The organism is Actinomadura napierensis (assembly GCF_039529375.1).
Taxonomy (GTDB): domain Bacteria; phylum Actinomycetota; class Actinomycetes; order Streptosporangiales; family Streptosporangiaceae; genus Spirillospora; species Spirillospora napierensis.
This window is the reverse complement of sequence record NZ_BAAAMR010000174.1, coordinates 1-13,694: the sequence shown is the minus strand read 5'-3', so window position 1 is coordinate 13,694 and position 13,694 is coordinate 1. Positions and strand designations below refer to the sequence as shown.

The window sequence follows — 13,694 nt, the reverse complement described above, 5'->3', positions numbered from 1 at the left end:
GCGCGGCCCGCGCCCGGGCGGCGGCTCCGGCCGTCCGCCGCGTCCGCCGCGTCCCCCGCGCAGGCCGCGCGTCCCCTTCCACCGCCGCGACCCGATGAAGCGGCTGAACGCCGGGCTGCTCGTGGTGGCGTTCGTGCTGTCGCTGTTCGCGGGGCGCCTCGTCCAGCTGCAGACGATCGAGTCGGGCAAGTACAGCGCGCAGGCGATGGAGCAGCGGCTGAAGAAGCTGACGCTGCCCGCGGTGCGCGGCGCCATCACCGACGCGCAGGGCAACGCGCTCGCCATGACGGTGGAGGCCCGCGCGATCACCGCCGACCCGTACGTCATCAAGCCGGACAAGCGGCAGGCGATCGTCAACGCCCTCGCCCCGACGCTCGGCCTGAACCCGTCCTCGGTGTTGAAGGCGATCAGCAAGAAGGGCACCCAGTTCGTCTACCTGGCGCACGGCGTCACCCCCGAGCAGGCCCGCCTCATCACCTCGTGGAACTTCCAGGGCATCGGGACTTTGCCGGAATATCGCCGGGAGTATCCCAACGGTTCGCTGGCCGCGAGCGTCATAGGTTTCGTGAACGGTGCGGGACAGGGCGCGGCCGGGCTGGAGAGCACGCAGGACGGCGTGCTGTCCGGGCACGACGGCTGGCAGCGCGTGGAGATCAGCCTCGAGGGGCAGCACATCCCCATGGGCGAGGACCAGAAGAAGCCGCCGGTGCCCGGCCGCGGCGTCCGGCTCACCCTCCAGCAGGACCTGCAGTTCAAGGCGCAGGAGGCGATCGAGAAGCAGGTCAAGGCGACCGGCGCGCGCGGCGGCACCGCCATCGTGATGGACCCGCGCACCGGGCGGCTGCTGGCGATGGCGTCGGCGCCCGGCTACGACCCCAACCACGTGACGAAGGGCGACCGGGACCTGTGGGGAAGCCCGGTGGTGCAGGACGCCTACGAGCCGGGAAGCACCGGCAAGGTCGTCACCGCCGCGGCCGTCATGGAGCACGGCGGCGTCACCCCGCAGACCCCCTTCACCGTCCCGGACAAGATCCGCAAGTACGACGTGGAGTTCCACGACTCCGAGCCGCACGCCGTGCAGCACCTGACGTTCGCCGGGGTGCTGGCCAAGTCCAGCAACGTCGGCACCATCCTGGCCAGCCAGACCATCAGCGAGGAGCAGCTCTACCAGACGCTGCGGGACTTCGGGTTCGGGCAGAAGACCGGCCTGCCGCTGCCGGGGGAGACGGCGGGGCTGCTCAACCCGCCGTCGAAGTGGTCGGGCACCGACCGGTACCCGATCGCGTTCGGGCAGACCGTGTCGGTCAACGCGGTGCAGATGGCGAGCGTCTACGCGACCATCGCCAACGGCGGCGTCCGCGTCGCCCCGACCCTGGTGGAGGGGACCGTCGGGCCGAACGACAAGTTCACCGCCGCGCCCGCGCCGCAGCGCAAGCAGGTGATCAGCCAGGGCACCGCCCGGCAGATCAGCGACATGCTGGAGGGCGTCATCACCGCCGCGGGCACCGCGCCGAAGGCGCAGATCAAGGGCTACCGGGTGGCGGGCAAGACCGGCACCGCGCAGCGCTTCGACGCCGGTTGCAGCTGCTACAAGGGCTACACGGCGTCGTTCGCCGGGTTCGCGCCCGCCGACGACCCGCGTCTGGTCGTCCAGGTCGTCCTGCAGGACCCCAAGCGGGGCAGCCACTATGGTGGCGACGTCGCCGCGCCCGTGTTCCGCGACGTGATGAGCTTCGCGCTGCAGTCCGAGAAGATCCCGCCGACGGGGAGCGAACCGCCGATCACCAAGATCTACGCCCGAGACTGACCGCAGCGAGTACCCTCACTCGCCGTGAGTCCACCATCCGTTTCCCAGCGTTCCCGTCCCACCGGCACCGAAAGAACCGCCATGCGCCCGACCACCACACAGGCCCGTCCGCTGGACGGGCTCGCGGCGACTCTCGGGATCGGGCGGGACGGCGCGCGCAGGGGCGGCACCGGGTTCGAGGGCACGGGATTCGAGGGCACCGGGTTCGCGGGCGTCCGGGTCACCGGCATCACGCACGACTCGCGGGCGGTGCGGCCCGGCGACGTGTACGCGGCGCTGCCCGGCACCCGCACGCACGGCGCCGAGTTCTCCGCGCAGGCCGCCGCGTCGGGCGCGGCCGCGATCCTCACCGACCCCGCCGGCCGCGACCGCGCCGCCGCGACCGGCCTGCCGGTGCTGGTGGTCGCCGACGTCCGGGCGCGGCTCGGCGACGCGGCCGCCTGGGTGTACGGGGAGCCGGGGCGCGACCTCACGCTCATCGGCATCACCGGCACCAGCGGCAAGAGCACCACGGCGTTCCTGGTGGAGGCGGGGCTGCACGAGGCCGGCGTCACGACCGGCCTGGTCGGCGGCGTGGAGATCCGGGTCGCCGACGAGCGGGTGCCGAGCGCGCTGACCACGCCGGAGGCCACCGACCTGCACGCGCTGCTGGCGATGATGCGCGAGCGCGGCGTCGGCGCCGCCGCGATGGAGGTGTCCAGCCACGCGCTGGTGCAGGGCCGGGTCGGCGGCGCCCACTACGAGGTCGCCGTCTTCACGAACCTGTCCCAGGACCACCTGGACTACCACCCGACCATGCAGGACTACTTCCTGGCGAAGGCGAGGCTGTTCACGCCGGAGTACGCGCGGGTCGGCGTGGTGAACCTCGACGACCACTACGGCCGCGAGCTGCTGGGGATCGCCACGATCCCGATGACGACGTTCTCGGCGTCCGGCGACCCGGCGGCGGACTGGCGGGCCGAGGACGTGCGGGTCGGCGCGGACGGCAGCGTGTTCCGCGTTGTCGGGCCGGGCGGCGTCGAGGCCGACGGCTCGGTGCGGCTCGCCGGGGGCTACAACGTGGCCAACGCGCTCGCCGCGATCGTCGCGCTGGTCGAGGCGGGGATCGGGCTGCCGGACGCGGTGCGCGGCGTCGCGTCGCTGGAGGGCGTCCCCGGGCGGCTGGAGCGCATCGACGAGGGGCAGGACTTCGTCGCGCTGGTCGACTACTCGCACAAGCCCGGCGCCGTGGAGGCGGTGCTGAACGCGCTGCGCCCGGTCACCGAGGGCGACCTCGCGGTGGTGCTCGGCTGCGGCGGCGACCGCGACCGCGGCAAGCGGCCGCTGATGGGCGAGGCGGCGGCGCGGCTGGCCGACATGGCGTATTTCACCAACGACAACCCGAGGTCCGAAGATCCGCTGGCGATCCTCGCCGCTATGGTCGAGGGCGGGCTCAAGGTGCCGCAGCGGCACCGGGCGCACATCGTCGTGGAGCCCGACCGCGCCGCCGCCATCGAACTGGCCGTCGGCCGGGCCCGCCGCGGCGACGTCCTCGTCGTCGCGGGCAAGGGGCACGAGCAGGGCCAGTACGCGGCCGGCGAGGTGCAGCCGTTCGACGACCGCGAGGTCGTCCGGGAGGCGCTGCGCCGTGCCGCGCTTCGGGAAGAGAAGTAGAGGGGACGGGACGCAGGCGTGATCCCACTTCCGCTGTCGGCGATCGCGGAGATCACCGGGGGCACCGTCGACGGGGCGCCCCCGGACGCCGTGGCCGGCGGCCCCGTGGTCGTCGACTCCCGGGCCGTGGTGCCCGGGGCGCTGTTCGCGGCGTTCAAGGGCGAGCGCGCGGACGGGCACGCGTTCGCCGCCGCCGCGCTGGAGGCCGGGGCCGCCGCGGTCCTGGCGCAGCGCCCGGTGGGCGGCCCGGCGGTGCTCGTCGACGACGTGCAGGAGGCGCTCGGCCGGCTGGCCCGCGGCGTGCTGGCGCGGCTGCCGGACACGACCGTCATCGCGGTGACCGGCTCGGCGGGCAAGACCTCCACCAAGGACCTGATCGCGCAGCTCGTCGGGCGCGCCGGGCCGACGGTGTGGCCGCCCGGCTCGTTCAACAACGAGATCGGGCTGCCGCTGACGGTGCTGCGCGCCGACGCGGCCACCCGGCACCTGGTGCTGGAGATGGGCGCCCGCGGCGTCGGCCACATCGCCTACCTCACCCGGATCGCGCGCCCGGACGTCGGCGTGGTGCTGAACGTCGGCACCGCGCACCTGGGCGAGTTCGGTGGCCGCGAGATGATCGCGAAGGCGAAGGGCGAGATGGTGGAGGCGCTGAGTCCGGGCGGCACCGCCGTGCTCAACGCCGACGACCCCCTGGTGAGCGCGATGGCGTCGCGCACGGCGGGCGAGGTGGTGACGTTCGGACGGTCGGAGGGCGCCGCCGTCCGCGCGGTGGACGAGGCGCTCGACGAGCAGGGCCGGGCCCGGTTCACGCTGGTGACGCCGGAGGGCTCGGCGCCGGTCGCGCTGCGGCTGTACGGGTCGCACGCGGTCGCGAACGCGCTGGCGGCCGCGGCGGCGGCGCGGGCGGCGGGCCTGCCGGTGGAGGAGATCGCGGCGGGACTGTCGGAGGCGGAGCCGGCCAGCCGGTGGCGGATGGAGGTCACCGAGCGGGCCGACGGGGTGACGGTGGTCAACGACGCCTACAACGCCAACCCCGACTCGACGCGGGCCGCGATCGACGTGCTCGCGCACATGGCCCGCGGCCGGCGCGCGTTCGCGGTACTGGGCGAGATGGCCGAACTGGGCGGTTCGTCCGCCGCGGAACATGCCAGGATCGGGCGGCATGCCGCGCGCAGCGGGCTGGACGGCCTCGTCGTCGTCGGCGCGAACGCGGCGGCGATAGGCGAGGGCGCCGCGCAGGTGGCGTCATGGACGGGAGAGTGCGTGCAGGTGGATGACGTCGGCGCGGCGGTGGCCGCGCTCAGCGAGCGGCTAGCGCCGCGGGACGTCGTGCTGGTGAAGGGCTCCCGGGTGACCGGCCTGGAACGGGTCGCCGAGGCGCTGCTGGCGCCGGACGGGCGGGCCGGTCGATGACCAACATCCTCATCGCGGCCGGGGTCGCGCTGGTCTTCGTCATGGTGGGCACCCCGGTGTGGATCCGGATCGTCAACCGGCTGGGCTACGGCCAGATGATCCGGGACGAGGGCCCCGAGGCCCACCTCACCAAGCGCGGCACCCCCACCATGGGCGGCACCGTCTTCATCGTCGGGTCGCTCGTCGGCTACGCGGTCGCGCACCTGTTCACCGGCGAGGCCCCGACGATCTCGGGCGTGCTGGTGCTGTTCCTGATGACCGGCCTCGGCTTCGTCGGCTTCGTCGACGACTTCATCAAGGTGTTCAAGCAGCGCAGCCTCGGCCTGCGCAGCGGCGCCAAGATGATCGGGATCATCCTGGTCGGGGTGGTCTTCGCGGTCGCCTCGCTCAACTTCCCCAACGGCTACGACATCACCCCCGCCGACCCCCACCTGTCCTTCCTGCGCGACTTCGGCCCCTCGATCGGCCCCTACCTGTTCGTCGTCTGGGCGCTGCTGCTGATCGCCGCGATGTCCAACGGCGTGAACCTGACCGACGGCCTGGACGGCCTGGCCGCCGGCCCGGCCGGCATGGTGCTGGCGGCCTACGTGGTCATCGGCAACTGGCAGCTGCGCAACTCCTGCGCCGCGGCCCTCGCCCCCAACTGCTACAACGTGCGCGACCCGCTGGACCTCGCGGTGGTGGCCGCGGCCGTGCTCGGCGGCGTGTTCGGCTTCCTGTGGTGGAACGCCCCGCCCGCGAAGATCTTCATGGGCGACACCGGCTCGCTGGCCCTCGGCGGCGTGCTGGTCGGGCTCGCGATCCTCACCCGCACCCAGTTCCTGCTGGCCATCCTGTGCGGCCTGATCGTGATGATCACCCTGTCGGTGATCATCCAGGTCGGCGGCTTCAAGATGACCAAGAAACGGGTGTTCAAGATGGCTCCGCTGCAGCACCACTTCGAGCTGTCCGGCTGGGCGGAGACCACCATCGTCGTCCGGTTCTGGCTGATGTCGGCGCTGTTCGTCGGGATCGGCATCGGCCTCTTCTACCTGGAATGGATGCCCAAGAAGTGACGACAGGTCCCTGGGACGGCCTCGCCGTCTGCGTCGCCGGGCTCGGCGTCTCCGGCCGGGCCGCGGCCCGCGCGCTGGCCGCGCGCGGCGCCCGCGTCACCATCGTGGACGCCCGCGACGGCGACGAGCAGCGGACGCACGCCGCCGAGCTGGAGGAGCGCGGTGTCGCGGTGCGGCTCGGCGACGGCGACGCGCTCCCGGACGGCACCGGCCTGGTCGTCACCTCGCCGGGATGGCGGCCGGACGCGCCGCTGCTCGCCGCGGCCGCCGCGGCCGGCATCGAGATCATCGGCGAGGTGGAACTGGCCTGGCGGCTGCGTCCCGAGGGCGCTGCGCCGTGGCTGGCCATCACGGGGACCGACGGCAAGACGACCGTCGTGCGGATGCTGGCCTGCATGCTGACGGCGGCCGGGCACAAGGCCCTCGCCGTCGGCAACGTCGGGACGCCGATCGTCGAGGCGGTGGCGGAGCCGTACGACGTGCTGGCGGTGGAGCTGTCGAGCTACCAGCTGCACTGGTCCGGCTCGGTGGCGCCGATGGCGGCGACCGTGCTGAACATCGCGCCCGACCACCTCGACTGGCACGGCTCCATGGACGCCTACGTCGGCGCCAAGGCGAAGATCTTCGCGCCGGGCACCGTCGCGGTCTACAACGCCGACGACGACACCTCCGCGGCCCTCGCCGAGCGCGCCGAGGGCGTCGAACGGCGCGCCGGGTTCACGCTGCGGATGCCGCGCCCCGGCGAGCTCGGCGTCGTCGAGGACCTGCTGGTCGACCGCGCGTTCACCGCCGACCCGGCATCCGAGGCCGCCGAACTGGCCGCGCTGGACGACGTCCGGCCGTTCGCGCCGCACAACGTCGCCAACGCGCTCGCGGCGGCGGGCCTCGCGCGGGCCTTCGGGGTGCCGCCCGAGGCCGTCCGGGAGGGGCTGCGCTCCTTCGTGCCCGACCCGCACCGCATCCAGCACGTCGCCGACGTCGCCGGCGTCGCCTACGTCAACGACTCCAAGGCCACCCAGCCGCACGCCGCCGCCGCGTCCCTGGCCGCCTACGAGTCCATCGTGTGGATCGCCGGCGGCCTCCTCAAGGGCCTGGACGTCGACGACCTGGTCCGCACCTGCGCCGGGCGGCTGCGCGGCGTGGTCCTGATGGGACGCGACCGGCACCGGATCGCCGAGGCACTCGCGCGACACGCCGCCGATGTCCCGGTCGTGGACGTCGCCGACACCGACACTGGGGCGATGGACCGCGTCGTCACCGCAGCAGCCGGGCTCGCCCGCCCCGGCGACACCGTGCTGCTCGCCCCCGTCGGGGCCTCGTTCGACATGTTCGCCAACTACCCCGCCCGCGGCGAGGCGTTCATCGCCTCGGTCGGGCGCCTCGCCGCCGCCGGAGACCCGCGGGCCTCATGACCGCCGTACCGGCCGAAGAGGAACGGACGCGCCGGGCGGGGCCGCGCGAGCAGGTGGCCGCCGCCGTCGGCCTGCTCGACCGCCCCCTCACCTCCTACTACCTGGTGCTGAGCTGCTCGGTGATGCTGCTGGCGCTCGGCCTGACCATGGTGCTGTCGGCGTCGTCGGTCAAGCAGCTGCAGGAGACCGGGTCCGCCTACACGCTGTTCCAGAAGCAGGCCGTGTGGATGGTGATCGGGCTGCCGCTGATGTGGCTGGCGTCCCGGCTGCCGGTCAAGACGTTCCGCGCGCTGGCCTACCCCCTGCTGCTGCTGTCGATCGTCGCGCTGGCGATGGTGCTGATCCCCGGCCTCGGCCGCAGCGCGGGCGGCGCGACCCGCTGGATCGACCTCGGGCCCGTCCAGATCCAGCCGTCCGAGCCCGCCAAGCTCGCGCTGGTGCTGTGGGGCGCCGACCTGCTGGCCCGCAAGGAGCGGCTCGGCCAGCTCACCGAGTGGCGCCCGCTGCTGGTGCCGCTGCTGCCGGGCGCCGGGGTGCTGGTGCTGCTGGTGATGCTCGGCAACGACCTCGGCACCACGCTGGTGCTGCTGACGATCTTCCTGGCGCTGCTGTGGGTGGTCGGCGCGCCCGGCCGGCTGTTCGTCGGGATCGCCGGGCTGGTCTGCCTGCTGGTGTCGATCCTGATCGTCGTCGAGCCGTACCGGATGCAGCGGCTCACCGGCTTCCTCGACCCGGCCGGCAACCGGCTGACCAGCAACTACCAGGGCATCCAGGGGCTGTTCGCGGTCGCCTCCGGCGGGCTGTTCGGCACCGGCCTGGGGGAGGGCCGCGCCAAGTGGGACTACCTGCCGCACGCCGAGACCGACTTCATCTTCGCGATCGTCGGGGAGGAGTTCGGCCTGGTCGGCACCCTCGTCGTGCTCGGGCTGTTCGGTCTGCTGGCCTACGCCGGGCTGCGCATCGCCCGCCGGGTCAAGGACCCCTTCACCCGGCTCGCCGCCGCCGGCGCGACCGCCTGGCTGGTGGTGCAGGCCATCGTCAACATCGGCGCCGTGATCGGGGTGCTGCCCATCACCGGCATCCCGCTGCCGCTGGTGTCCTACGGCGGGTCCGCGCTGATCCCGACGCTGATCGCGCTCGGCATGCTGCTGGCGTTCGCCAAACGCGAGCCCGGCGCGCGGCAGGCACTGTCCGCACGCGGCCCCGGACCGGTCGTGAGGGCTCTAAGCTGGCTTCGACCGGCACGGCGCTGAAATCCCCCCGCCGGGGTGCCGGCGACCCGGCGTCCGCGGCCCCGCACGCGCCGAGTGCGGGACGGGCGGCACGCGAGCGGGCGGCACCCGACACGTCGAACACGCTGAGGAGTTGTCAACGAGCATGAGGGTTGTCCTGGCCGGCGGCGGCACCGCCGGACACATCGAGCCCGCACTGGCTCTCGCCGACGCGCTGCGCCGCAACGACCCCAACACCGGGATCGTCTGCCTGGGCACCGAACGGGGCCTGGAGACCCGGCTGGTGCCGCAGCGCGGCTACGAGCTCGCGCTGATCCCGCCGGTCCCGCTGCCGCGCACGCTGACCCCCCAGCTGCTGTCGGTCCCGGGCCGGCTGCGCGGCGCGATCAACGCGGCGGCGAACGTCCTCGACCAGGCCCGCGCCGACGTCCTGGTCGGGTTCGGCGGCTACGTCGCGACCCCCGGCTACCTGGCCGCGCGCAAGCGCAAGGTGCCGATCATCGTGCACGAGGCCAACCCCAAGCCGGGCCTGGCCAACAAGCTCGGCGCCCGCTTCACCGACCACGTCGCGGTCTCCCACCAGGACTCGCCGCTGCCGAACGCCACCTTCGTCGGCATCCCGCTGCGCCGCGAGATCGCCGCGCTGGACCGGCTCGCGATGGGCGACAAGGCCCGCTCCTACTTCGGCCTGCTGCCCGACCTGCCCACCCTGCTGATCTTCGGCGGGTCGCAGGGCGCCCGCTCCCTCAACCAGGCCGCGGTGGCCGCCGCCCCCTACTTCCGGCAGGCCGGCATCCAGGTGCTGCACATCGTCGGGCCGAAGAACACCGAGGAGCCCGAGCCGGTGCAGGGCGGCCCGCAGTACGTCACCATCCCCTACTGCGACCGGATGGACCTCGCCTACGCCGCCGCCGACATGGCGATGTGCCGCGCGGGCGCGATGACCTGCGCCGAGCTGGCGGCGGTCGCGCTGCCCGCGGTGTACGTGCCGCTGCCGATCGGCAACGGCGAGCAGCGGCTGAACGCCGAGCCGATCGTCGCGGCCGGCGGCGGGATGCTGGTCGACAACGCCGAGCTGTCGCCCGACTGGATCGCCCGCAACCTGCTGCCGGTGCTGGCCGACCCGGGACGGGTCGCGCACATGTCCGAGGCGGCGGGGCGGATGGGCCGCCGGGACGCCGACGTCGCGCTGGCCCGGATGGTCTACGACGTGGTCCGCGCGGCGGGCGCCGCCCGATGAGCCTGATCGACCCGTGCGAGGTGGTCCCGGCCGGCGAGCTCGGCCGGGTCCACTTCATCGCCATCGGCGGGGCCGGCATGTCCGGCATCGCCCGGATCATGCTGCGGCGCGGCCTCGCCGTGTCCGGCAGCGACGCGCGCGACTCCGAGCTGCTCGGCCAGCTCGGCGACCTCGGCGCGAAGGTGTTCGTCGGGCACGACGCCGCGCACGTCGGCGACGCCGACACCGTCGTGGTGTCCACCGCGATCCGCGAGGCCAACCCCGAGCTGGTCGCCGCCCGCGAGCGCGGGCTGCGGGTGCTGCACCGCTCGGCGGCGCTCGCCTCGCTGATGGCCGGGCGGCGCGCCGTCGCCGTCGCCGGCACGCACGGCAAGACGACCACGACGTCGATGCTGACGGTCGCGCTGCAGCACGCGGGCGCCGACCCGTCCTACTGCATCGGCGGGCAGCTGGTCACCACCGGGCTCGGCGCCGACGAGGGCACCGGCGACGTGTTCGTCGCCGAGGCCGACGAGAGCGACGGCTCGTTCCTCATGTACACCCCGCACATCGCGGTCGTCACCAACGTCGAGGCCGACCACCTCGACAACTACGGCGGCTTCGACATGGTGAAGGAGAACTTCGCCCGGTTCGTCGACCGGGTCGAGCCGGGCGGGACGCTCGTCGCCGGCGCCGACGACCCCGTCGCGATGGAGCTGGCGGAGCGGGCGCGGGCGCGCGGGCTGACCGTCCGGACCTACGGGGAGGCGGAGGGCGCCGACCTGCGGGTCACCGGGTTCACCCCGCGCGGTCTCGGCTCCCGGTTCACGATCGAGGGCGTCGGCGAGGTGGCGCTCGCCGTCCCGGGGCGCCACAACGCGCTCAACGCCGCCGCCGTCGTCGCGGTGGCGCAGTCGCTGGACATGGACGACGCGGCCGTGCGCGAGGGGCTGGCGGCGTTCGGCGGCGCGATGCGGCGGCTGGAGCGCAAGGGCGAGGCGGGCGGCACCGAGGTGTTCGACAGCTACGCCCACCACCCGACCGAGCTGACCGCCGACCTGGACGCCACCCGCGACTACCTGGGGGAGAAGCAGGAGGCGGGCCGGATCGTCGCGGTGTTCCAGCCGCACCTGTACAGCCGCACCCGGTTCTTCGCCGCCGAGTTCGGCGCCGCGCTCGGCCTGGCCGACGTCGCCGTCGTGCTCGACGTCTACGGCGCCCGCGAGGACCCCGAACCCGGCGTGACGGGCGCGCTCGTCGCCGACGCCGTCCCGGCCGGCACCGAGACCGTCTACGCGCCCGTCCGCGACGAGGTCCCGGGCCTGGTGGCCGGGCTGGCGCGGCCCGGCGACGTCGTGATCACACTGGGCGCGGGCGACGTGACCGCGCTCGGCCCGGTGATCCTGGAGCGGCTCGCGTCCCGCTGAGGCGCGCGGGCGCTCCCGGCCCGCCGGGACACGCCGCCGCCCGCGGGATCGGCGGTCCGCGCGCCGATCACTGTCAAGCTGGGGTCATGACCGAGGCGCGGACGGACCAACGGGAGACCGGGAACGAGGACCCGGCGGCCGGACCGGAGACCGCCCCGACGCGGACCCGCCCGGGCCGCTGGAAAGTGATCTTCGTCGCCCTCCTGGTGGTCGCCGTGCTGGGCGCCGTCGGCTGGGTGCTGCTGGGGTCGAAGCTGCTGGTGGTGCGGCACGTCGAGGTGAGCGGCGCCGCGCTGGCGCCGCGCGACCGGATCGCCGCCGCCGCCGGGATCCGGCTCGGCGTCCCGATGGCCCGGCTGGACACCGGCGAGATCCGGGCGCGGGTGGAGCGGCTCCGCGAGGTGGAGTCCGCCGAGGTCCGGCGGGACTGGCCCGCGACGGTCCGGATCGTCGTCCGCGAGCGCGTCCCGGTGGCGACGCTGGAGCGCGGCGGCCGCTACGAGCGCGTCGACCGGCACGGGGTGACCGTGGCGGACGGGGCGTCGCGCCCGGCGGGGCTCCCGGAGCTCGCCGTCGCCTCGGCCGGCCCGTCCGACCCGGCGACGCTCGCGGCCCTCAAGGTGCTGACCGGCCTGCCCGAACGGCTGCGCGGCCGGGTCACGCAGGTGGAGGCGGCCGACCCGGAGTCGGTGAAGCTGCACCTCAAGGGCGGCCTGACGGTGACGTGGGGGCCGGCGGAGCGCGCCGACGAGAAGATCAGGCTACTGGAGTCCCTGGAGCGCACCGCGGCGGGACGGTCCCTGCACAGCGTCGACGTGAGCTCGCCGGAGGTCCTCATCACCCGGTGAGGCAGGCGGTGTAGCCCTCGGGAGACCGCTCGGGGGAGCACCGGGGGAGCACTTGGGGAGCACGGAGCCGGCGGCCGAATGTCAAGCCGTTCGAGTCCGGTGCGTGTGTCGGGGCGATTCCGGGCGGCCGATGGGGCACGCTGGAACGGTCGGCCGGAGTTCGGCCGGCCTGGACGGACCGGAGGGCGGGCGGCGGTGCACTGAGCGGCAGGTGGCGGACACGTCCGTCGCCAACCAGGGCAAACCCGTGCCCAGTGCGACACGCCGGTGGAGTTCGGGGGAGGTTAGTTGACCCTGGCGGTAAGGCCGCCCTACTGTCCGTATCAGTCCTCAGGTTGACATAACTATAAGCCTCAAGTTGAGGGTGAGGGTTGAGGGTGGTTCGGATCGGCGATCGGTTCCGCCCCCCGGCTCGCGCCGGAAATGCACACAGGTCAGGAAACTCCGCGGCGGACGGTCGGCAGACCGGACCGGCGGGTCGGATAGAGCGAGCGGAAAGGCCCCTCGTCGTGGCAGCACCGCAGAACTACCTCGCGGTCATCAAGGTCGTCGGCATCGGCGGCGGCGGCGTCAACGCCGTCAACCGGATGATCGAGGAGGGACTCAAGGGCGTCGAGTTCATCGCGATCAACACGGACGCCCAGGCGCTGCTGATGAGTGACGCCGACGTGAAGCTGGACGTGGGCCGCGAGCTCACCCGGGGCCTCGGCGCCGGGGCGAACCCGGACGTCGGCCGCAAGGCCGCCGAGGACCACCGGGAGGAGATCGAGGAGGTCCTCAAGGGGGCCGACATGGTCTTCGTCACCGCCGGCGAGGGCGGCGGGACCGGCACCGGCGGCGCGCCCGTGGTCGCCAACATCGCCCGCTCGCTCGGCGCCCTGACGATCGGCGTGGTCACCCGCCCGTTCAGCTTCGAGGGCAAGCGCCGCGCGATGCAGGCCGAGGCCGGCATCGAGACGCTGCGCGACGAGGTCGACACCCTCATCGTGATCCCCAACGACCGGCTGCTGTCGATCTCCGACCGGCAGGTCAGCGTGCTGGACGCGTTCAAGGCCGCCGACCAGGTGCTCCTGTCCGGTGTCCAGGGCATCACCGACCTGATCACCACGCCGGGCCTGATCAACCTCGACTTCGCCGACGTCAAGTCCGTGATGTCCGGCGCCGGCTCGGCGCTGATGGGCATCGGCTCGGCGCGCGGCGACGACCGCAGCGTGGCCGCCGCCGAGATGGCGATCTCCAGCCCGCTGCTGGAGGCCAGCATCGACGGCGCGCACGGCGTGCTGCTGTCCATCTCCGGCGGCTCCGACCTCGGCCTGTTCGAGATCAACGAGGCGGCGCAGCTCGTCTCCAACGCCGCCGCCCCGGACGCCAACATCATCTTCGGCGCTGTCATCGACGACGCGCTCGGCGACGAGGTGCGGGTCACCGTGATCGCCGCCGGCTTCGACGAGGGCCGCCCCGCCAAGCCGGCCCCCGAACCGGAGGCCAAGCGGGTCGCGCCGCCGCCCCGCCCGGTCCCGCCGCCCGCCGCGCCGCCGACGACGGCCAACCCGATCCCGAGCCGGGTCGGGCGCTCCGACGGCGCCCCGCAGCCGTCCGCGCCGGCGCAGTCGGTCGCGCAGGCCGCC

At 74.0% G+C, this 13,694-nt stretch carries 10 protein-coding genes; all 10 read left to right on the top strand.

Annotated elements, in window-relative coordinates:
* Positions 1-94 precede the first annotated feature (94 nt).
* Positions 95-1,807: a peptidoglycan D,D-transpeptidase FtsI family protein gene (locus ABD296_RS46580; RefSeq protein ID WP_455363880.1), complete on the top strand. Its 1,713-nt coding sequence runs from the start codon at positions 95-97 to the stop codon at positions 1,805-1,807.
* A gap of 81 nt (positions 1,808-1,888) precedes the next feature.
* Positions 1,889-3,460 carry a UDP-N-acetylmuramoyl-L-alanyl-D-glutamate--2,6-diaminopimelate ligase gene (locus ABD296_RS46575; protein WP_344283930.1) on the top strand — a complete coding sequence of 524 codons (1,572 nt, stop codon included), beginning with the start codon at positions 1,889-1,891 and terminating at the stop codon, positions 3,458-3,460.
* Between the two features lie 18 nt (positions 3,461-3,478).
* Positions 3,479-4,873 (top strand): UDP-N-acetylmuramoyl-tripeptide--D-alanyl-D-alanine ligase, encoded by a 1,395-nt coding sequence (locus ABD296_RS46570; protein WP_344283927.1) that lies wholly within the window; start codon positions 3,479-3,481, stop codon positions 4,871-4,873.
* Positions 4,870-5,928: a phospho-N-acetylmuramoyl-pentapeptide-transferase gene (gene mraY / locus ABD296_RS46565; RefSeq protein ID WP_344283924.1), complete on the top strand. Its 1,059-nt coding sequence runs from the start codon at positions 4,870-4,872 to the stop codon at positions 5,926-5,928. The genes ABD296_RS46570 and mraY overlap by 4 nt, the downstream gene beginning before the upstream one ends.
* Positions 5,910-7,340 carry a UDP-N-acetylmuramoyl-L-alanine--D-glutamate ligase gene (gene murD / locus ABD296_RS46560; RefSeq protein ID WP_344283921.1) on the top strand — a complete coding sequence of 477 codons (1,431 nt, stop codon included), beginning with the start codon at positions 5,910-5,912 and terminating at the stop codon, positions 7,338-7,340. Before mraY ends, murD begins: the two co-directional genes overlap by 19 nt.
* Positions 7,337-8,593 (top strand): putative lipid II flippase FtsW, encoded by a 1,257-nt coding sequence (gene ftsW / locus ABD296_RS46555; RefSeq protein WP_344283918.1) that lies wholly within the window; start codon positions 7,337-7,339, stop codon positions 8,591-8,593. Before murD ends, ftsW begins: the two co-directional genes overlap by 4 nt.
* Positions 8,594-8,717: 124 nt before the next feature.
* Positions 8,718-9,812 (top strand): undecaprenyldiphospho-muramoylpentapeptide beta-N-acetylglucosaminyltransferase, encoded by a 1,095-nt coding sequence (gene murG / locus ABD296_RS46550; protein WP_344283916.1) that lies wholly within the window; start codon positions 8,718-8,720, stop codon positions 9,810-9,812.
* Positions 9,809-11,218, top strand: a complete 1,410-nt coding sequence (murC, locus tag ABD296_RS46545) for a UDP-N-acetylmuramate--L-alanine ligase (RefSeq protein WP_344283912.1) — start codon at positions 9,809-9,811, stop codon at positions 11,216-11,218. The genes murG and murC overlap by 4 nt, the downstream gene beginning before the upstream one ends.
* Before the next feature lie 86 nt (positions 11,219-11,304).
* Entirely contained in the window at positions 11,305-12,066 is a 762-nt protein-coding gene (locus ABD296_RS46540) for a cell division protein FtsQ/DivIB (RefSeq protein WP_344283910.1), read from the top strand.
* A 509-nt stretch (positions 12,067-12,575) separates the two neighbouring features.
* Positions 12,576-13,694, top strand: a 1,119-nt coding sequence (gene ftsZ, locus ABD296_RS46535; protein WP_344283906.1) for a cell division protein FtsZ, incomplete at its 3' end; no start/stop codon positions are given.